Annotated in this window: 15 protein-coding genes; 8 read left to right on the forward strand and 7 right to left on the reverse strand. The window is 71.9% G+C overall.

All coding sequences use genetic code 11. The features are described from left to right. Positions 1 to 52 precede the first annotated feature (52 nt). Positions 53 to 4,030: a glycosyl hydrolase gene (locus tag CP976_RS04850; RefSeq protein WP_150479180.1), complete on the forward strand. Its 3,978-nt coding sequence runs from the start codon at positions 53 to 55 to the stop codon at positions 4,028 to 4,030. On the opposite strand, the gene CP976_RS04855 is transcribed toward CP976_RS04850, so the two are convergent. From CP976_RS04855 to CP976_RS04875, 5 genes are all read right to left on the reverse strand, one after another. Continuing rightward, positions 4,027 to 5,046 (reverse strand): LacI family DNA-binding transcriptional regulator, encoded by a 1,020-nt coding sequence (locus CP976_RS04855; RefSeq protein WP_150485234.1) that lies wholly within the window; start codon positions 5,044 to 5,046, stop codon positions 4,027 to 4,029. The genes CP976_RS04850 and CP976_RS04855 overlap by 4 nt on opposite strands. 117 nt (positions 5,047 to 5,163) lie before the next feature. Then, positions 5,164 to 5,940, reverse strand: coding sequence for a carbonic anhydrase (locus CP976_RS04860; RefSeq protein ID WP_190147028.1), 777 nt, complete (start codon positions 5,938 to 5,940; stop codon positions 5,164 to 5,166). A 157-nt stretch (positions 5,941 to 6,097) separates the two neighbouring features. Further along, positions 6,098 to 6,589 (reverse strand): pyridoxamine 5'-phosphate oxidase family protein, encoded by a 492-nt coding sequence (locus tag CP976_RS04865; protein WP_167537278.1) that lies wholly within the window; start codon positions 6,587 to 6,589, stop codon positions 6,098 to 6,100. A 500-nt stretch (positions 6,590 to 7,089) separates the two neighbouring features. Then, positions 7,090 to 8,358 (reverse strand): MFS transporter, encoded by a 1,269-nt coding sequence (locus CP976_RS04870; protein ID WP_150479182.1) that lies wholly within the window; start codon positions 8,356 to 8,358, stop codon positions 7,090 to 7,092. 94 nt (positions 8,359 to 8,452) lie between these two features. Continuing rightward, positions 8,453 to 8,881 carry a helix-turn-helix domain-containing protein gene (locus CP976_RS04875; RefSeq protein ID WP_150479183.1) on the reverse strand — a complete coding sequence of 143 codons (429 nt, stop codon included), beginning with the start codon at positions 8,879 to 8,881 and terminating at the stop codon, positions 8,453 to 8,455. A 79-nt stretch (positions 8,882 to 8,960) separates the two neighbouring features. On the opposite strand from CP976_RS04875, the gene CP976_RS04880 reads away from it, so the two are divergent. From CP976_RS04880 to CP976_RS04890, 3 genes are read left to right on the forward strand one after another with little or no spacing between them, the layout of a single operon-like run. Further along, positions 8,961 to 9,821 (forward strand): class I SAM-dependent methyltransferase, encoded by an 861-nt coding sequence (locus CP976_RS04880; RefSeq protein ID WP_150479184.1) that lies wholly within the window; start codon positions 8,961 to 8,963, stop codon positions 9,819 to 9,821. Positions 9,822 to 9,872: 51 nt separating this feature from the next. Continuing rightward, positions 9,873 to 10,583, forward strand: coding sequence for a ThuA domain-containing protein (locus CP976_RS04885; RefSeq protein WP_150479185.1), 711 nt, complete (start codon positions 9,873 to 9,875; stop codon positions 10,581 to 10,583). Further along, entirely contained in the window at positions 10,553 to 11,695 is a 1,143-nt protein-coding gene (locus CP976_RS04890; protein WP_150479186.1) for a Gfo/Idh/MocA family protein, read from the forward strand. Before CP976_RS04885 ends, CP976_RS04890 begins: the two co-directional genes overlap by 31 nt. Before the next feature lie 19 nt (positions 11,696 to 11,714). Here the strand turns inward: CP976_RS04890 and CP976_RS04895 are convergent, their stop codons facing one another. After that, positions 11,715 to 13,193 carry a glutamate-cysteine ligase family protein gene (locus CP976_RS04895; RefSeq protein WP_150479187.1) on the reverse strand — a complete coding sequence of 493 codons (1,479 nt, stop codon included), beginning with the start codon at positions 13,191 to 13,193 and terminating at the stop codon, positions 11,715 to 11,717. Positions 13,194 to 13,335: 142 nt separating this feature from the next. On the opposite strand from CP976_RS04895, the gene CP976_RS04900 reads away from it, so the two are divergent. From CP976_RS04900 to CP976_RS04910, 3 genes are all read left to right on the forward strand, one after another. Then, on the forward strand, positions 13,336 to 14,508 hold the full coding sequence (locus CP976_RS04900; RefSeq protein ID WP_150479188.1) for an MFS transporter: 1,173 nt from the start codon (positions 13,336 to 13,338) through the stop codon (positions 14,506 to 14,508). A gap of 134 nt (positions 14,509 to 14,642) precedes the next feature. Beyond that, positions 14,643 to 15,521: an SDR family oxidoreductase gene (locus tag CP976_RS04905; RefSeq protein WP_150479189.1), complete on the forward strand. Its 879-nt coding sequence runs from the start codon at positions 14,643 to 14,645 to the stop codon at positions 15,519 to 15,521. A gap of 55 nt (positions 15,522 to 15,576) precedes the next feature. Next, entirely contained in the window at positions 15,577 to 16,305 is a 729-nt protein-coding gene (locus tag CP976_RS04910) for a maleylpyruvate isomerase family mycothiol-dependent enzyme (RefSeq protein ID WP_150479190.1), read from the forward strand. A gap of 5 nt (positions 16,306 to 16,310) precedes the next feature. Here CP976_RS04910 and CP976_RS04915 read toward each other — a convergent pair whose 3' ends face one another. After that, on the reverse strand, positions 16,311 to 16,706 hold the full coding sequence (locus CP976_RS04915; RefSeq protein ID WP_150479191.1) for a MarR family winged helix-turn-helix transcriptional regulator: 396 nt from the start codon (positions 16,704 to 16,706) through the stop codon (positions 16,311 to 16,313). Between the two features lie 87 nt (positions 16,707 to 16,793). Here CP976_RS04915 and CP976_RS04920 point away from each other — a divergent pair, with 87 nt between their 5' ends. Next, positions 16,794 to 18,275, forward strand: a complete 1,482-nt coding sequence (locus tag CP976_RS04920; protein WP_150479192.1) for an MFS transporter — start codon at positions 16,794 to 16,796, stop codon at positions 18,273 to 18,275. Positions 18,276 to 18,336 lie beyond the last annotated feature (61 nt).

Raw genomic sequence — 18,336 nt, forward strand, 5'->3', positions numbered from 1 at the left:
TCGCCTACCGTGAAGGGTGGCCTAAAAACGTTTTAGGGGAAGGACCGCATCCGTGATCTCCCCCGCGCTCCGGCAGCTTTTCGACAACCCGCCCCGTGATTTCGGTCCCGCCCCCCTGTGGTGGTGGTCGGGCGCGAAGGTCACCCGTGAGCGACTCGCCTGGCAGATGCGGGCGTTCGCCGAGGGCGGCGTCCACGACCTCGTCGTGATCAACCTGGCCCCGGCCGGCCCGACGTTCGGCGCCCGGGCCGACGATCCGGCGTGGTTCGGAGAGGAGTGGTGGGCACGCTTCACCGACGCCTGCGAGATCGCGGCGGAGCTGGGCACCCACCTGTGGTTCTACGACCAGATCGGGTTCTCCGGCGCCAATGTCCAGGGCGGTGTGACACGGCGTCATTCCGGGGCCAGGGGCTGTGCGCTGCGCTGCCGCGACGTCACCGTCTCCCGGGGCACCGTCGCCCTGCGGGATGCCGAGACCCCACTGGCCGCGTACACCGCGCAGGGCCGGCGCCTCGGCCTCGCCCCGGACGGCCCGGACACCCTGGCCGTCGCCGCCGCCGACGGAACCGTCGTACGGTTCGTCACCACCGTGCCCACGGCGTTCGACTACCTGGACCCGCACGCCGTCGGCCTGCTGATGGACGCCGTGCACCACGAGTACGACCGCCGTGTGCCCGAGCACCTGGGCACCGTCATCGCGGGCAGCTTCCAGGACGAACTGCCGGGCACGAACGCCTGGAGCCACCGCTTCGCCGACGAGTTCCGCGCCCGGCGAGGCTACGACCTGCTCGACCACCTGCCGGCCCTGTTCGGCACGGACACCCCCGTGCCGGAGACGAAGATCCGCGCCGACTACTACGCGGTCCGCGCGGAACTCACCGAAGAGTCCCTCTTCCGGCCGCTGGCGGCATGGCACCGTGAGCGCGGGATGCTGCTGGGCAGCGACCAGAGCCACCCCGCCCGCGCCGGATACCCAGCCCAGTCGACGCAGATCTACACCGACTACTTCCGCACCCACCGCTGGTACGGTGCCGCCGGCAGCGACCACCACGGCGACGCCAAGGTGCACTCCTCCATGGCCCACCTCTACGGCCACGAGCGGGTGTGGATCGAGGCGTTCCACTCCTCCGGCTGGGGCGGCACGCTGGAGGACACCTACCACTGGCTGCTGCCGTTCCTGCGCAGCGGCGCCAACCTGTACAACCCGCACGCCAGTTACTTCGGCACAGCGGGCGGCTGGTTCGAGTGGGCGCCGCCGTCCACCGACTGGCGCCAGCCGTACTGGAAGCAGTACCCGGCGTTCTCCCGGGCCGTGGCCCGGATCTGCTCGATCATGTCCTGGGGCGGTTACGCCGCCGACGTGGCGGTCCTGCACCCGACCGCCACGATGCAGGCCCTCGTCCCGCTGGACGCGCCCGTCCGGCACTTCGGCGACGGCCGGCTGGGCGACGGCCACGCCGACGCCGACGAGACACAGCGCCACTACCTCGACCTGTGCGGCACGAACAACTGGCTCGCCCCGCAGCCCGGCGCCCTGGACCGGCGCGGCATCTCCTTCGACGTGGTCGACGACGACTCGGTGCAGCGCGCCAAGGCCGCCGACGGCGCCCTGCGGATCAGGGACCTGGCATACCGCGCGGTGCTGTTGCCGTCGGTGAGCGTGCTGGAGGAGGAGACGGCGCGGCGGCTGACCGAACTGCTCGACGCGGGCGGCCGCGTCGTCGTCGTGGGCCGTCCGCCGGCCACGGCCGCCGGCCGGTCCGGCGACGACTCGGTGGTCGCGGCCCTGCTGGCGCATCCCCGGCTGGAGCGGGTGCGCGACCCGGAGTCGGGCGCGGCGGCCGTGGCCGACGCGGCCGGTCACGCCACGGGCGAGGTGCCACTGCTCGTCAGGCGGACGGGCAACGAGGCGGTGGCACTGGTCACGGCGGCCTTCCCCGAGATCGGCGCGCATCCGCTGCGGGGCGGGCCCTCCCCCTCGGGTGATGCCGTCGGCGCCTCGTCCGTCACCGTGCGGGCCTCGGTCGCCGAGGCCGAGGTCTGGAACCCGGCGACCGGCGCCCGCGCCCCCGCGCACGTCACCGTCTCCGCCGACGGCGCCGTCTCGACCATCGACGTACCGCTGGACGGCGCCCCGGCGGCCCTGGTCGTGTGGCGCGAGGGCCGGCCGGCGCCCAGGCGCCCGCAACAGGAGGCGCCCCCCGCCCGGGTGATCGACGTCTCGACCGGCTGGCACGGCCGCCTGGTCCCCACCATGGACAACACCTGGGGCGATCTGGCACTGCCCCCGGGTTCGTCGGTGGACGAACCGCAGATCTGGGCCATGGAGTGGACCGAGGGCGGGACGTGGGAGCGGACCCGGGTCACGTACGGCAACCGGGTCCGTGTCCTGCCACCGGTGCCGTTCGATGAGGTGCCCGAGCCGCTGGACGCCACGGCGGTGGAGCGGATCCTGGCCGGTGAACTGCCCCTGGTGCCACCCGACACGGGCTGGGACGTCGCCGTGTACTCGTCGAGCCGGGGCATCCCTGACCCGGGCGGGCTGCTGGGCCTCAAGGGGCTGGTGAACGAGGAGTTCGTGCGCGTTCCGGTGCCGGGCGGCACAACGGCCGCCCGGGTCCGGGGCATCGTGGAGACCGATCACCGGGGGCCCGCCGAACTGCATGTCGGCGCGGAGTGCGTCAAGCGGGTGTGGTGGAACGGCGAGCCGCTGGAGCCGGACGGCGGCGGTTACCTGGCCTCCGCCCGGGTCGCGGTGGCCCGGGACCGCAACGTGCTCGAGTACGAACTGTCCGGCGCTCAGGGCCGCCCCTCGACGATCTCGGCCGCCGAGGGCACTCCCCTGGGCAGCTTCTTCTGTCTGTCGGAGCCGGGCGGGCTCGGGCCGCGTCCGAGGTTCATGCGGCCACCCGACGGTGTGCGGCCGGACGGCCGCGTCACCTACCGCGCGCGCATCCACGTCCCGGGCGACGACGCGCGGGCGGTGCTCGTCGTGGGTGCCGCCTCGGCGGTCACCGTGCTGCTCGACGGGCAGGTCGTGGCGCGGCAGGAGAAGGTGGAGTACTACGAGGCGGACTGGGGCGCCGTGCCCATGTTCTTCCGCCATGAACCCGCGCTCGGGGCGGGCGAGCACACCCTGGAGGTCGTGGCCGACAGCGCCGACGCCCGGGACGCGGTGTTCGTCGACCTGGTGGTGCGTTCCGGGGCCGGGGTGACGGCCCTGGTCAGCGGCGCCGGCTGGGAGGCCGAGTCGGGCGGCCGGCGGGGGCGGACCGTCGAGGACGAGCGCAGGCGGGGCGAGTTGCAGCACTGCCACGCCGCGGTACGGCCGCACCCGCTGCCGGACTCCGGATGGCTCACGGGCCGGCCGGTGCTCGGCGGCACGGTATGGCCGTCACGGTCCACCGACGACGTCCACGCGACAGCACAGCGCTTCCGGTTCACCGTGCCGGCGGGAACGGTGTCGCTCGACCTGCCGCTGGCGCTCAGCGCGAGCGTGCGCGTCGGGGACGGGCCGGAACTGCCCCTGAAGGACGCACAGCTCAGTCTCCGTCACCCCCTCCCGGAGCCCGCACCGGTCGAGGTGGTCACGGAACCCACGGCGGTCCTGCGGGCCGGCTCCGCCTGGCGGGGGCCGGTGCGTGTGCGCGCCGTACCGGCGCCGCTGCCCCTGGGGGACTGGCGGGAGCTGGGGCTGGGCAGTTGGAGCGGAGGCGTGACGTACGCGCGGGCGCTGGAGGTGCCGCCGGGGCCCGATCCCGTGCTGGATCTCGGGCGGGTGCGGGGCAGTGTGGAGGTGTCGGTCGACGGGGAGCCGGCCGGTGAGGCGTTCTGCGCGCCGTACCGTTTCCCGTTGCGGGGTGCCGCCGGGCGTACCGTCCGGCTGGAGGTGACCGTCCGGGGCACGCTGGCGCCCTATCTCGCGGAGGCCACGCCGACGGCCTGGGCGTTCGACTCACAGCTGTCTTCGGGGCTGTTGGGGCCGGTGACGCTGCGAATTCCGGCCTACCGCCGGGGTGGCGGGGTCTAGTCGTCGGAGGGCGGCCGGGTGGAGTCACGCAGGACGAGGCCCGGGGCGAAGACACGGGTCTCGTGGACGTGGTCCGCGCGGGCCTCGATCTCGTCGAGGAGCATCTCCACGGCCGCCCGGCCCAGTTCCTCGACCGGCTGCCGTACCGTCGTGAGGGTGGTGGCGCCGAAGGTCGCGATGTCGAGGTCGCCGTAGCCGACCACCTGAACGTCCTCGGGGATGCGCACGCCACGGTCGGTCAGGCCCCGGCACAGGCCCGCCGCGAGGAAGTCGTTGGTGCAGAAGACCCCGTCGGGCAGTTCCCCGAGGTCGTGCGCGATCTGTGTGCCGTACGCGACGGTCATCCGCCCGGCGACGACCTGGTCCAGCCGTGCCTCGCGCCGGCTGCGCACCGCCTGCCGGGCGCCCTGGTAGCGGTCGGCGCACTGGCGTATGCCGCGCTCGCCGTTGACGACGAGGATGTCGCGCGCGCCGCGGTCGAGGAGGTGCTGTACGGCGATACGGCCGCCGGCGATGTCGTCGACGGAGGCCGAGCAGCCCTCCCGGTCGGGCATCGCGCGGTCGGCCAGGACGAGCGGGATGCCCCGCTCGCGCAGCCGGGCGAGCCGGCCCGGGTCGGCGCTGAGCGGCACGACGACGACGCCGACGGCCCGCTGCTCGACGAGCATGCTGAAGTAGCCCTGCTCCCGCTCCGGGGCGTCCCCGCTGTGGCAGAGGGCGAGGGAGTAGCCGTGGTCGTAGGCCGCGTCCGCGGCGCCCCGTGCGATGCGCGCGTAGAAGGAGTTGGTCACGTCGGGCAGCACCAGGCCGATGGCCGAGGCGCGGCCGGTGCGCAGGCCGGCGGCTCCCGGGTGGGGGACGTAGTCGAGCGCGGCGACCGCGACGCGGACGCGTTCGGCGGTCCGTGCGTTGACGCGCTCGGGCCGGTTGAGCACGTTCGACACGGTGGACACCGAGACGCCGGCGGCTGCCGCGACGTCCTGGATGCGGGCGGGGCGTGCCGGAACGGCGTCCACCCCCTCGCTGTCGCAAGCCGTGCGACCAGGCACGACGGTGTCCTTCACGGGCGCCGCAAGTATAACGTGACCGGGCGTGGAACGTTTTTCCCGCCCGGTCGACGTCATCTCTCCGGATCAGGCGGAGGGCGCGCCGGTGAGGACTTCCACGCGGCCGGTGTCGAGCGAGTAGTAGGCGCTGACGACGGCCAGGTCTCCCTTCTTCACGAGCGGGGCGAGGTCCCGGTTGGTCCGCAGCTCGGCGGCGGTCTGCTTGGTGTGGATCCGCACCATGGCGTCGACCGGGTCGGCGTGCTTCCCCCTGGTGGTCTCCCGGTAGGCCGGCCGCAGGGCGTCGGAGATCGCCTGGAGGTTGCCGGGCAGCTTCTTGCCGTCGCGCATCGCCTCGTAGGCCGCCTTGATCGCACCGCAGCGCTGGTGTCCGAGGACCACGATCAGCGGGGTGCCGGACGTCATCGGCCCGTACTCCACGGAACCGACGACCACCGGTCCCACGACCTGCCCGCCGGTGCGCATCACGAACAGGTCGCCGAGGCCCGTGTCGAAGACGAGCTCCGGCGGAACGCGGGAGTCGATGCAGGAGAGGATGACGCCGTAGGGATCCTGTGCCTCGGCGACGAACTCGCGCCGCTCGGGGTCACGGTCGGGGTGCTGGAGCTTTCCGTCCACCCAGCGCTTGTTGCCGTCCATCAGCCGGGCGAACGCCGCCCAGGGCGAGTCCGGTCGCGCGCCCGCCGCGGGTGAGGGCGAGGGGGTCTTCGCCGCTCCCACGGCCGACGTCTTCCCCCCGTTCGTGCTGTCCGAGTTCGACGAACAGGCGGTGAGCATGGCTGCGGTGGCAGCCAGCCCGCCGGTGAGTATGGCCCTGCGTTGTGGTGTCCTGGCGGTACTCATGTGGCCGTTCCCTTTCGGTCCCCGTTCTCCCTGGCGGGAGCGGTGATCCAACTGTCGTGGGAGACCGGTTAGCGCCCGTACAGCGCTGATGCAGGGCAGGAGAAGCGCTGTTCCAAAACGCGGGGAGTGAGAGGGCCGGACGCTGTGTGATCCCTCGTCAGAGGCGGACTGCCGCGCGGTGTTCGTAGTCCAGACCGTGTTCGGCGCAGCGTCCCTCCCCGCGGGGACAGATCATCGAGTACTCGCTGACCCGGGCCCGGTACACCCGCCACGGGGCGGGCGGACGCACCTCCTCCGGGGCGAGGGAGCGGCCGCCGCGCCCGGCGGGGCCGGGGATCACCCGCAGGCCCTCCAGGGCCTCCTCCCCGTGGAGTTCCTCCGCCGTGGCCCTCAGGTACAGGGCGAGGGGACTCGCCGTGCCCACCGGGGCCCGGGAGTCGTGCAGGACGATGCCGATCCGGGGCTCATGGGCGATGTTGCGGGAGTGGGTGACCTCGGGGGACGAGACCCAGTACAAGTCCCGTCCGTCCTCGGTGGAGTAGAAGACGGGCGAGGCCCAGGGGGCGCCGTCCGCGCCGACGGTGGCCAGCACCATGTACAGGTTCCCGTCGATGATCGCGCGTGCCGCGCTGCGGGTGTCCTCGGTCATACGTCCCCCTGTTTCCGGTGCTTCCGGTGCTTCCATTGCTTCCGGTCGGATGGGGGTCACTCTAGGAGCGCGTGCCCGGTGCAGGCCGGGAAATCGCTCTTCAACCAGTCGCCGTCTTCCTCGAACTCGGCCCTGCGGAAGTCAAGTTCGGGGGGACACCGCCCCAGTGAACTGATGGCCCGCTGACGGTGACGACGCCGCCGGAGCCGGCGGCGGTGGCGCCGGGTGGTGGCACCGGGTACGGCTCGCGCGGTGGCTGGGGCTTGCGCGGGCAGGGGCTCGCTCGGTGGCGGGGGCTTTCCGGTGGCGGGGGCTTGCACGGCGCGGGTGCTCACGCGGCGGGAGCCTCCCCCGGCACCGAGGGCTCGTGCGACGCCGGAGGCATCCACAGCACTCGCGGCTCACCCGGCGGCAAGAACCTGCGCGGCAGCGAAGGCCTGCCCTGCGCGAGGGCTTGTGCGGCGGCCGGGGCTCACCCGGCGTGTGCCGCACACTGCCCGTCAGGGCTGGGCCGCGCCCCGCGCCGTCGTGCTCGGCGCCTGTGAGCCGCTGGTTCCAAAGCGGACGCCCTTGGCCTCCTTGCCGATCGCGCTCAGCAGGATCACCACGGCCAGTGTGGGCACGATGGTCCACGCCATCGCGGACGGATACCCGTGGCGCTCGGCGAGGGCCTCCTGGATCGGCAGATTCAGCGCGGCGATCAGGTTGCCGAGCTGGTAGGTGACGCCCGGGTAGAAGCCCCGGACGGCGTCCGGGCTCATCTCGGTCAGGTGGGCCGGGATGACGCCCCAGGCCCCTTGCACGCACACCTGCATGAGGAAGGACGACAGCATCAGCCAGCCGACGGTCGTGGACAGCACGAAGAACGGCACCACGACCAGGCCCCCGGCAGCCGCGATCATGATCGTCCGGCGGCGCCCCAGCCGCTCGGAGTACGCACCGAGCAGCACACCGCCGATCATGGCGCCGATGTTGTAGACGACGGCGATCGCGATCGAGGTGTTCGCGGACAGGTCCAGGCCCTTCTTCACGAAGGTCGGGTAGATGTCCTGGGTGCCGTGCGACATCCAGTTGAAGGCGGTCATCAGCGCGACCAGGTAGACGAAGCGCCGCAGCACCGCCGGGTCCTTGAACACCTGGTGCGCGGGGGTGCGGTTGAGCCGGACGCTCTTCTCCCACACCTCGCTCTCCTCCACCCGGCTGCGCACCCACAGCGCGACCAGGGCGGGCAGCAGGCTGAAGGCGAACAGTCCCCGCCAGCCGAAGACGGGCTCGATGACGAAGAACGCCACGGCGGCCAGCAGGTAGCCCAGCGAATAGCCGCTCTGCAACAGCCCCGACCAGAAGCCACGCCTGGAGGCCGGGATCTTCTCCATGGCCAGGGCCGCTCCCAGGCCCCACTCACCGCCCATGCCGATGCCGTAGAGCAGCCGCAGCACCAGCAGCACGGTGTAGTTCGGCGCGAAGGCGCAGGCGAATCCGACGATCGAGTAGAAGACGACGTCGACCATGAGCGGTACGCGGCGGCCGCGGCGGTCCGCCCACATGCCGAACAGCAGCGCGCCGACGGGCCGCATCACCAGCGTCGCGGTGGTGAGGAAGGCCATGTCCGTCAGGGAGACATGGAATTCGTCGGCTATCTCGCTGTAGACGAGCACGACCAGGAAATAGTCGAACGCGTCCATCGCCCAGCCTAGATAGGCGGCCAGGAAGGCGTTGCGCTGGTCTTTCGTCAGACCCGCTGCCTGCCCTTTCACGGTGTTCAGCACTGCGGCCTCCCGAGTTCGGAGCCGAGGCTAGGCACGGGACACCGGGAATCGGGCAAAGCAGGTACCACGATTGGACCAAGAGCGCCGGCGTCCCCTATCTGCCGGGAACCCGCCTGCCCGGCACCGCGACACCGCCGGACGCCGCGGCGTCGAGGAGGCGGCGGAAGGTGGGGCACTCCATATGGCTCGGCGCGGGGCACGCGGCGGCGTGGCGCAGGGAGTCGCGCAGTACGCCCAGTTCGCGGATCCTGTTGTCGAGTTCGTCCGCCTTGGCCGCCAGCTTCTGCCGGTCGATACGCGGCTGCCCGTCCGGCGCGAACATGAGCGCGATCTCGTCGAGCGAGAACCCGGCCGTCCGCCCCAGCGCGATCAGCGCCAGCCGTTCCAGCACGCCCGGATCGTACTGGCGGCGCAGGCCCCGCCGGCCCGTCGAGGAGATCAGACCCCTCTCCTCGTAGTAGCGCAGGGTCGATGCCGGTACCCCGGCGCGGTGCGACACTTCGGCGATGTCCAGCTCTGCCATTCTGCATTGACCTCAAGTCGACTTGAAGTAGAACGCTGTCATCCCGGCACGACGAAGGCAACCAGAAGGAGAGACGGTCATGGACGCTGCGCGCAGGGCCGACGACGAGCAGCCGGCCCGCTGGAACGGACGCGCCGGTCACGCGTGGGGCGAGCTGAAGGGCGTACTGGACGAGATGTTCAGGCCCATCGAGGAGCTCCTCGTCGATGCCGTCGCCGCCGAACAGGCGCGGCACGTGCTCGATGTCGGCTGCGGTACGGGCGGCCTCACGCTGGCCGTGGCGCGACGGCTCGGTCCGGAGGGTCGCTGTGTCGGCGTCGACATCTCCGAACCGATGATCAGCACCGCCCGGGAGTACGCCGAACAGGAGGACGTACGGGCGTCGTTCGTCTGCGACGACGCAGGGGACCACGCCTTCGAACCCGGCGCCTTCGACGCCGTCATCTCGCGGTTCGGTGTCATGTTCTTCCCCGATCCCGTCCGGGCCTTCGCCAACCTCCGGCGCGCCGTCAGGGACGAGGGCGCGCTGCGGTGCGTCGTCTGGCGCGATCCGGCCGAGAACCCGTTCATGACGACGGCCCAGCGCGCCGCGTCACCGCTGCTGCCGGACCTGCCCGTCCGCCGGCCGGACGAGCCGGGACAGTTCGCCTTCGCGGACGCGGACAAGGTTCGGCGCATCCTGGCGGAGAGCGGCTGGACCGGGATCGACATCCGGCCGGTCGACGTGGTCTGCACCCTGCCCGAGAAGGAGCTGGTCCGCTACTTCACCCGGCTCGGTCCGGTGGGCATGTACCTGCCCGAGGTGGACGAGCAGACCCGCGAGCGGGTCGTCGAGACGGTCCGTGCCGCCTTCGAGCCCTTCGTACACGGCTCGGAGGTCCGCTTCACCGCGGCCTGCTGGACGGTCGCCGCCCGGGCCTCGTCAGCGAAATTTTCGTGAGGCCCGGCCCTCTTTCGTGAGCGCGGACGCCCGGCGCATAGTGAGATCACGATGACGCTGAAGAAAGCCCTGGTGGTCCGCGGCGGCTGGGAGGGGCACCAGCCGGTCGAAGCGACGGAACTGTTCCTGCCCTTCCTGCGGAGCAACGGATACGCCGTCCGGGTCGAGGAGTCGACCGACGTCTACGCCGACGCCGCCGAGATGGCCGGCACCGACCTGATCGTGCAGTGCGTCACGATGTCGGAGATCACGCGCGAGCAGCTCGCGGGGCTGAGCTCCGCGGTCGTGGCCGGCACCGGGTTCACCGGCTGGCACGGCGGCGTCGCCGACTCGTTCCGCGCCTCCTCCGACTATCTCCACCTGGTGGGAGGGCAGTTCGCCACGCACCCGGGCAAGGAACCGTGCGAGCGCCGGGGCGGGCCGGAGGACAACTTCCTGCCGCACACCATCGCCGTCACCGAGGCGGGCCGCGAGCACCCCGTCACCGCGGGCATCGAGGACTTCGAGCTGCACACCGAGCAGTACTGGGTGCTCCACGACGACCTCATCGACGTCCTGGCCACCACCACGCACCCCACCCGGCCGTGGGAGCCCTGGCACCGGCCGGTCACCTCACCGGCGGTCTGGACCCGCCGGTGGGGGGCCGGGCGGATCGTGGTGACGACGCCGGGGCACAGCCTCGACGTGCTGGAGAACCCCAACGTCCGCACCATCATCGAGAGGGGCATGCTGTGGGCGACGCGCACCGCATCGGCGTCGTAGGGCTCGGAGTCATCTCCCGCGCGTACCTGGACACGCTGGCCGGTCATCCCGCCGTGCGCGTGACCGCGGTCGCCGACCTCGACGCCTCCCGGTCGGCAGCGGTCGCCGCCGGACTGCCCGGCGTCCTGGCACTGACCGTCGACGAGCTGCTGAGCAGCCCGGACGTGGACACGGTACTGAACCTCACCACCCCCGGGGCGCACGCCGGCATCGCCCTCGGGGCCATCGGCCACGGCAAGAACGTCTACGGGGAGAAGCCGCTCGCCGCCACGCTCACCGACGCCCACGCCGTCATGGCGGCCGCCGCGCGGGCGGGCGTCGGTGTGGGGTGCGCGCCGGACACCGTGCTGGGCACCGGAGTTCAGACGGCGCGGGCGGCCCTGGCGGCGGGGAGCATCGGACGCCCCCTGTTCGCCTCGGCCGTGATGGTCACCCCGGGCCACGAACGCTGGCACCCGCACCCCGACTTCTACTACACCGAGGGCGGCGGCCCCCTGCTGGACATGGGGCCGTACTACCTCGCCTCCCTCGTCCATCTGCTGGGCCCGGTGCGGGCCGTGACGGGGGCGTCCAGCAGGCTGCGCGCCGAGCGGGTCATCGGTTCCGGCCCGCGTACGGGAGAGCGGATACCGGTGGAGGTGGACAGCCATGTCTCCGGGGTGCTGGAGCACGTGGACGGGACGCTGACGACGATCACGACGAGCTTCGACGGGGTGGCCACCACGGCGTCCCCGATCGAGGTCCACGGTGAGGTGGGAACGCTCGCCGTCCCGGATCCGAACCGCTTCGACGGCGACGTACGGCTCTTCGGACTCGGCGACACGCAGTGGCGCACGCTCCCGCCGTCCGCGGGCTACGTCGACGGCGCCCGGGGAGTGGGGCTGCTCGACTTCCTCGCCGCCGACGGGCAGCGGGCACCGCGTGCGAGCGGCGAACTCGCCCTGCACGTGCTGGAGACGATGACCGCGCTCCTGCGTTCGTCGGCCGAGGGACGGCGCATCGAGCTGACGACGTCGGCGCAGCCGCCCGCCCCCGTCCCGCTGACGGCCTCTGAGGACTGGGGCGGCGCCGCCGAGGAGCGGGGCGGCCGGGCCGCGCCCAGCCCCGCGTGACCCGGCGATGCCGCGGCGGTCAGTCCACGGGCCAGGTGTGCGCGGGCGCGTTCATGTGCATGTAGTCCATGTACGTGGCGGTCATCTGCCGCAGAGCCTCACGCCGGTCGGAGACGCCGGTCTTCTCCAGATGATGGACCATCTCCGCCTGCCACAGGGCGCCGTTGCGGGCGGTGACACAGCGCTGCTCGATGATGCCCAGCAGGGGCTCGCGCCAGGCCGCGTCCATACCGGCCAGCTCCAGACCCCGGTGCGCCAGCGGCAGCAGACGACGCAACACCAGTTCGGTGACCGGCACTTCGCCCGTGCCGGGCCAGTACAGGCGGGCGTCGATGCCGTCGCGGGCCGCGGTGTGCAGGTTCTCCCCGGCGACCGAGAAGGACATCCGCGTCCACACCGGCCGGTCCTCGTCGACCAGGGCGCGGGTGAGGCCGTAGTAGAAGGCGCCGTTGGCGATGATGTCGGCCACGGTGGGGCCGGCGGGCAGCACCCGGTTCTCGATGCGCAGATGCGGGCCGCTCTCGGTGACGGCGTAGACGGGGCGGTTCCAGCGGTAGATCGTGCCGTTGTGCAGGGTCAGTTCGCCCAGTTGCGGGACGCCTCCGCTGTCGAGCGCCTGCTGCGGGTCCTCGTCGTCGCACAGCGGCAGCAGGGCCGGGAAGTAGCGCACGTTCTCCTCGAAGAGATCGAAGACGCTGGTGATCCAGCGCTCCCCGAACCACACCCGGGGGCGTACGCCCTGGGCCTTGATCTCCTCGGGGCGGGTGTCGGTGGCCTGCTCGAACAGGGGGATCCGGGTCTCGCGCCACAGCTCCCTGCCGAACAGGAAGGGCGAGTTCGCCGCCAGGGCGATCTGCACGCCGGCGACGGCCTGGGCCGCGTTCCAGTAGTCCGCGAACTGCTTGGGGGCGACCTGGAGATGGAACTGCGTGCTGGTGCAGGCGGCCTCGGGAGTGATCGTGTCGGCGTACGTCGACAGGCGCTCCACACCGTCAACCCTGATCCGCAGGTCCTCGCCCCGCGCCGCGAAGATCTGCTCGTTGAGCAGCCGGTACCGCGGGTCACCGGAGAGGGCGGACTCGCTGACGTCCGCCTCGTCCAGGGTGGGCAGGATGCCGACCATGATCAGGTGCGCGCCGACGGCCGCGGCGCGGTCCTCGGCGTGGTTCAGGGCGTCCCGGATCGTCTGCTCCCAGGCTCCGGGGCCGCCGGTCGTCAGCTCCCGGGGCGGGATGTCGATCTCCAGGTTGAAGCGGCCCAGCTCGCTGGACCAGGCGGGGTCGGCGATGGCCTGGAGCACGTCGGTGTTGCGCATCGCGGGCAGCCCGCGGTCGTCCACCAGGTTGAGCTCGATCTCCAGCCCGACCCGGGGGCGCTCGCTCTCGAAGCTGGACTCGCTCAGCATCCGGGCCAGCACTTCGAGGTCGGTCTGCATCTTGGCCCGGTATCGACGGCGGTCCTCCCGTGTGAACACCAGGGCCGGCACGTCACGTCCCATGTACGCTCCCGAGTTCCCTCGGCGGATGGCTCTCGTCCCAGCGTCGCACCTTCTCGTCCCGGCGGCGCACCTTGTCGTGGCGCGCGCACCCGCCTAGCCTGATTTTGTGCCGGAAATAAACAAACCCCGAACGCACAGTGCCGTGCCGGGCAACGGCAACTCCCTCACCCGACTCCGTACCGCGATCACCGTCTTCTTCGCCCTGGACGGCTTCGTCTTCGCCGGCTGGGTCGTGCGCATCCCCGCCATCAAGGAACAGACCGGAGCCTCCGCCAGCGCCCTCGGACTCGCCCTCCTGGGGGTCTCCGCCGGAGCCGTCGTCACCATGGTGCTCACCGGACGGCTGTGCCGCCGCTACGGCAACCACCGGGTCACCGTCGCCTGCGCCGTCCTGCTCTCCCTCAGCGTCGCCCTGCCCCCGCTGACCCACTCGGCCCTCGCGCTCGGCCTCGTCCTGCTGGTCTTCGGCGCCGCGTACGGCGGGATCAACGTCGCCTTCAACAGCGCCGCCGTGGACCTCGTGGCCGCGATGCGGCGGCCGATCATGCCGAGCTTCCACGCCGCGTTCAGCCTGGGCGGCATGATCGGCGCCGGGCTGGGCGCTCTGGTCGCGGGGTCCCTCTCCCCCACCCGGCACCTGCTCCTGCTCACCGTTGTCGGACTGCTCGTGACGGCCGTGGCGGGCCCCACGCTCCTGCGGCAGAAGCCGCCCGAGCCGCCGGAACGGGACCGGCCCGCGAAGGACGCCGCCCCGCGCCGGCTCGACGGCCGTACCCGGGGACTCGTGCTCGTCTTCGGCCTGATCGCGGGATGCACCGCGTACGGCGAGGGGGCGCTGGCCGACTGGGGCGCCCTGCACCTGGAAGATGACCTGGGCGCCTCGCCGGGTGCCGCGGCCATCGGCTACTCCTGCTTCGCGCTGGCCATGACGGTGGGCCGCCTGACCGGCACGACGCTCCTGGAACGTCTGGGGCGGACCCGGACCGTCGTCACGGGCGGCGCCACGGCGGCGGCCGGGATGCTGCTCGGCTCGCTCGCCCCCGCCCTGTGGATGGCCCTGCTCGGGTACGCGGTCACGGGCATCGGCCTGGCGAACCTCTTCCCCGTGGCCGTGGAACGCGCGGGCGCGCTCGCCGGACCCAGCGGAGTCGCCACGGCCTCCACGCTGGGCTACGGCGGCATGCTGCTGGGGCCGCCCGCGATCGGGTTCATGGCGGACTGGTTCTCCCTGCCGGCCGCGCTCACCAGCGTGGCGATCCTTGCCGCGGTGGCGGCGGCCATCGGTTTCGCGACGCGCGGTGCCGCGGCGCGCTGATCCTTCTGCCGGCGCGCCGGGCATGTCCGCAGCCAGGTGATCGGTACCCCGGCAGCGGGGTACCCGGGGCCTCGCCCGTTGTGATCGGCGGTTGTGATCACCGGGCCGTACGCCATGCACAAGGAGGCAGACCCGTGACCGATCAGCAGCACCCCGGCGAACAGCACCCCACCCCGGAGTTTCCCTCCCAGGACCAGCCGCACCCGGGCTGGACCGGCCCCATGGACCCGCCCCCGGACCACGGTGAGGAGTCCTACCGGGGCAGCGGCCGGCTGACCGACCGCAAGGCCGTCATCACCGGCGGGGACTCCGGGATCGGCCGCGCGGTCGCCCTGGCGTTCGCCCGGGAGGGAGCTGACGTGGTCTTCACCCACCTGGATGACGAGAAGGACGACGCCGCCGAGACCGCCCGGCTGGTCGAGGAGGCCGGACGGCGTGCCGTACCCGTCTCGTGCGACGTACGGGAGGAGGAGAACTGCCGGGCGCTGATCGACCGTGCCGTCGCGGAGTTCGGCCGGATCGACGTCCTGGTGAACAACGCGGCGTACCAGATGTCGCAGCCCGACGGCATCGAGGCGATCTCCACCGAGCAGTTCGACCGGGTGATGCGCACCAACCTGTACGGCATGTTCTGGCTGTGCAAGCTGGCCCTGCCGCACATCCCGGAGGGCGGCAGCATCATCAACTCGACGTCGGTGCAGGCCTACAAGCCCAGTCCGCATCTGCTGGACTACGCGACGACCAAGGGCGCGATCGTCACCTTCACGCAGGGGCTGGCGCAGATGGTGATCGACAAGGGCGTCCGCGTCAACGCCGTGGCGCCCGGCCCGGTGTGGACGCCGCTCATCCCGGCGACGATGCCGGACACCCAGAAGTTCGGCAAGCAGGCGCCCATCGGGCGGCCCGCGCAGCCGGCCGAGATGGCTCCGGCGTACGTCTTCCTCGCCTCCCAGGACGCGTCGTACATCACCGCGGAGATCGTCAACGCCACGGGCGGCACACCGCTGCCGTAACGTCCCCTGGGAAATTCCGGCGCTCGGAGTGCGCTCCGTGCGGCAGACTCGCGCCATGGAGACCGCCGAGTTCCTTCAGACACTGGAGACAGAGGGCCGATTGCTGGCCGCGGCCGCCGAGGAGGCCGGGACGGACGCGAAGGTGCCGACGTGCCCGGAGTGGCACGTGCGTGATCTGCTGCGGCACACGGGCGCCGTGCACCGCTGGGCCGCGTCGTACGTCGCCGAGCGGCACACCGAGCGCCGTCCGCTGGGTGAGGTCCCGGACCTCGACGGCGCGGAGCTCGTGGCCTGGTACCGCGACAGCCACCGTCTCCTAGTCGGCACGCTGGCCGACGCCGCGCCCGACGTGGAGTGCTGGTTCTTCCTGCCCGCGCCGTCCCCGCTGGCCTTCTGGACCCGGCGGCAGGCACACGAGACGACCGTGCACCGGTTCGACGCGGAGTCCGCAGGCGGGTCAGGACCCACCGCCGTAGCCCCGGACTTCGCGACCGACGGCATCGACGAACTGCTGCGCGGCTTCCACGCCCGCTCCAGGAGCCGGGTGCGCACGGACGAGCCGCGCGTCCTGCGGGTGCGTACGGACGACACCGGCGCCGTGTGGACCGTCCGGCTGTCGTCCGAGCCCCCCGTGACCACCCGAGGCGCCGCCGGGGAGGCGGAGTGCGAACTGTCCGGCACGGCCGAGCAGTTGTACCTGGCGCTGTGGAACCGGGCTCCCCTGCCGTCGGTCACGGGCGACCGGGCGCTCGCCGAGCTGTGGCGGGAGACCTCAGGGATCTGACCGGGTCAGCCGTCCGCCAGCATCCGCGCCAGCACCGCACGCTGCACGGGCAGCACCTCACCGTGCAGCGTGCGCCCTTTCGCCGTGAGAGCGACGCGGACACCCCGCCGGTCCTCCGGACACATGCAGCGCTCGACGAGCCCCTCCTTCTCCAGCCGGGCGATCAGCCGTGACAGCGCGCTCTGGCTCAGATGGATCCGCTCGGAGATCTCCTGGACGCGGTAGGAGGGCGTGCCCTTCGCCGCCCGGCACCCGGCGAGGACGTCGAGCACCTCGAAGTCGCTGGCACACAGGCCGTGGTCGTGCAGAACCCGGTCGAGTTCGCACTGTGTTCGCGCGTGCAGCGCCAGAATGTCCCGCCACTGTTCCACGAGCGCCTGCTCGGCCTGGGTCGCCGCCATGCGCCGCACCGTAACAGAGAACCATGATTGTTGCATCCGAATTAAATGCGCTTGCATCTCATGCACGCGCATGTAATGTCTCGGGGCATGACCTCTCCGCTCACCTCCCCCACGTCCGACGGGCGTTGGACTCCCCGGCTCTGGGGCACCCTGCTGGTGCTCTGCGCCGCCATGTTCCTGGACGCCCTGGACGTGTCCATGGTCGGCGTCGCACTGCCCTCCATCGGTGCCGACCTCGGCCTGTCGACCTCGGCGCTGCAATGGATCGTCAGCGGCTACATCCTGGGCTACGGCGGTCTGCTGCTCCTCGGCGGACGCGCCGCCGACCTGCTGGGCCGGCGCCAGGTCTTCCTGGTGGCGCTGGGCGTCTTCGCGCTGGCCTCGCTGCTCGGCGGTCTCGTCGACTCGGGGCCGCTGCTCATCGCCAGCCGGTTCATCAAGGGCCTGAGCGCGGCCTTCACGGCCCCCGCCGGCCTGTCGATCATCACCACGACGTTCCCCGAGGGCCCGTTGCGCAACCGAGCCCTGGCCATCTACACCACCTGCGGCGCCACCGGCTACTCGATGGGCCTGGTCTTCTCCGGCCTGCTCACGGAGGCCAGTTGGCGGCTCACGATGCTCCTGCCCGCTCCCATCGCGCTGATCGCCCTGTTCGTGGGCCTGAAGCTGCTGCCGCGCAGTGAGCGCGAGCGCGGCCGGGGCGGCTACGACATTCCCGGCGCCGTCCTCGGCACCACCTCGATGCTTCTGCTCGTCTTCACCGTCGTCGAGGCGCCCGAGGTGGGCTGGGGATCGGCCCGGACCGTCCTGTCCTTCGCCGCCGTCGCCGTCATGCTGGCGGCCTTCGTCGCCGTCGAGCGGCGCAGCCCCAGCCCGCTGATCCGGCTCGGCGTGCTGCGCTCGGGGCCGCAAGTGCGGGCTCAGCTCGGCGCGTTGACGTTCGTCGGCAGCTACATCGGCTTCCAGTTCCTGGTGACCCTCTACATGCAGCAGCTGCTCGGCTGGTCGGCACTGCACACTGCCCTGGCCTTCCTGCCGGCGGGTGCGCTGGTGGCGCTGTCCGCGACGAAGGTGGGGGCCGTCATCGACCGGTTCGGCACCGCCCGGCTGATGGTGCTGGGCTTCGCCCTGATGGTGACCGGCTACGTGCTGTTCCTGCGCATCGACCTCGACCCGGTCTACGCGGCGGTGATCCTTCCGACGATGCTGCTGGTCGGCTCGGGCTTCGCGCTGACCTTCCCGTCCCTGAACGTCCAGGCCACCAACGGCGTCGACGAACACGAGCAGGGCATGGTCTCCGGGCTGCTCAACACCTCGGTCCAGGTGGGCGGCGCGATCTTCCTCGCCGTGGTGACGGCGGTGGTGACCGCGAACTCCCCCGAGCAGGGCAACGCCTCCCCGCAGGCCGTCCTCGACAGCTACCGGCCCGGCCTGGTGGTCGTGACGCTCATCGCCCTCGCCGGCCTGCTGATCACCCTCACGGGCCTGCGACCCCGGCGGGAGCGGCCGTCCGTCGTGGTCGCCAGGTCCGCCCCGAAGGAGACGGAGCGCGTCACCGTACGCGACTAGAAGCACAACAATAGAAAAGCTCACATTTCATGCTTTTCTGGACCACGAATGCGTTCTACGC

The sequence above is a fragment of the Streptomyces coeruleorubidus genome (genome assembly GCF_008705135.1).
Classification (GTDB): Bacteria; Actinomycetota; Actinomycetes; order Streptomycetales; family Streptomycetaceae; genus Streptomyces; species Streptomyces coeruleofuscus.

Bases quoted from the DNA above. Each gene is read 5' to 3' on its own strand.
- CP976_RS04920 (WP_150479192.1), top strand. From the start codon at position 16,794: ATGACCTCTCCGCTCACCTCCCCCACGTCCGACGGGCGTTGGACTCCC.
- CP976_RS04910 (WP_150479190.1), top strand. From the start codon at position 15,577: ATGGAGACCGCCGAGTTCCTTCAGACACTGGAGACAGAGGGCCGATTG.
- CP976_RS04915 (WP_150479191.1), bottom strand. From the start codon at position 16,706: ATGGCGGCGACCCAGGCCGAGCAGGCGCTCGTGGAACAGTGGCGGGAC.
- CP976_RS04880 (WP_150479184.1), top strand. From the start codon at position 8,961: ATGGACGCTGCGCGCAGGGCCGACGACGAGCAGCCGGCCCGCTGGAAC.
- CP976_RS04875 (WP_150479183.1), bottom strand. From the start codon at position 8,881: ATGGCAGAGCTGGACATCGCCGAAGTGTCGCACCGCGCCGGGGTACCG.
- CP976_RS04885 (WP_150479185.1), top strand. From the start codon at position 9,873: ATGACGCTGAAGAAAGCCCTGGTGGTCCGCGGCGGCTGGGAGGGGCAC.
- CP976_RS04865 (WP_167537278.1), bottom strand. From the start codon at position 6,589: ATGACCGAGGACACCCGCAGCGCGGCACGCGCGATCATCGACGGGAAC.
- CP976_RS04895 (WP_150479187.1), bottom strand. From the start codon at position 13,193: ATGGGACGTGACGTGCCGGCCCTGGTGTTCACACGGGAGGACCGCCGT.
- CP976_RS04860 (WP_190147028.1), bottom strand. From the start codon at position 5,940: ATGAGTACCGCCAGGACACCACAACGCAGGGCCATACTCACCGGCGGG.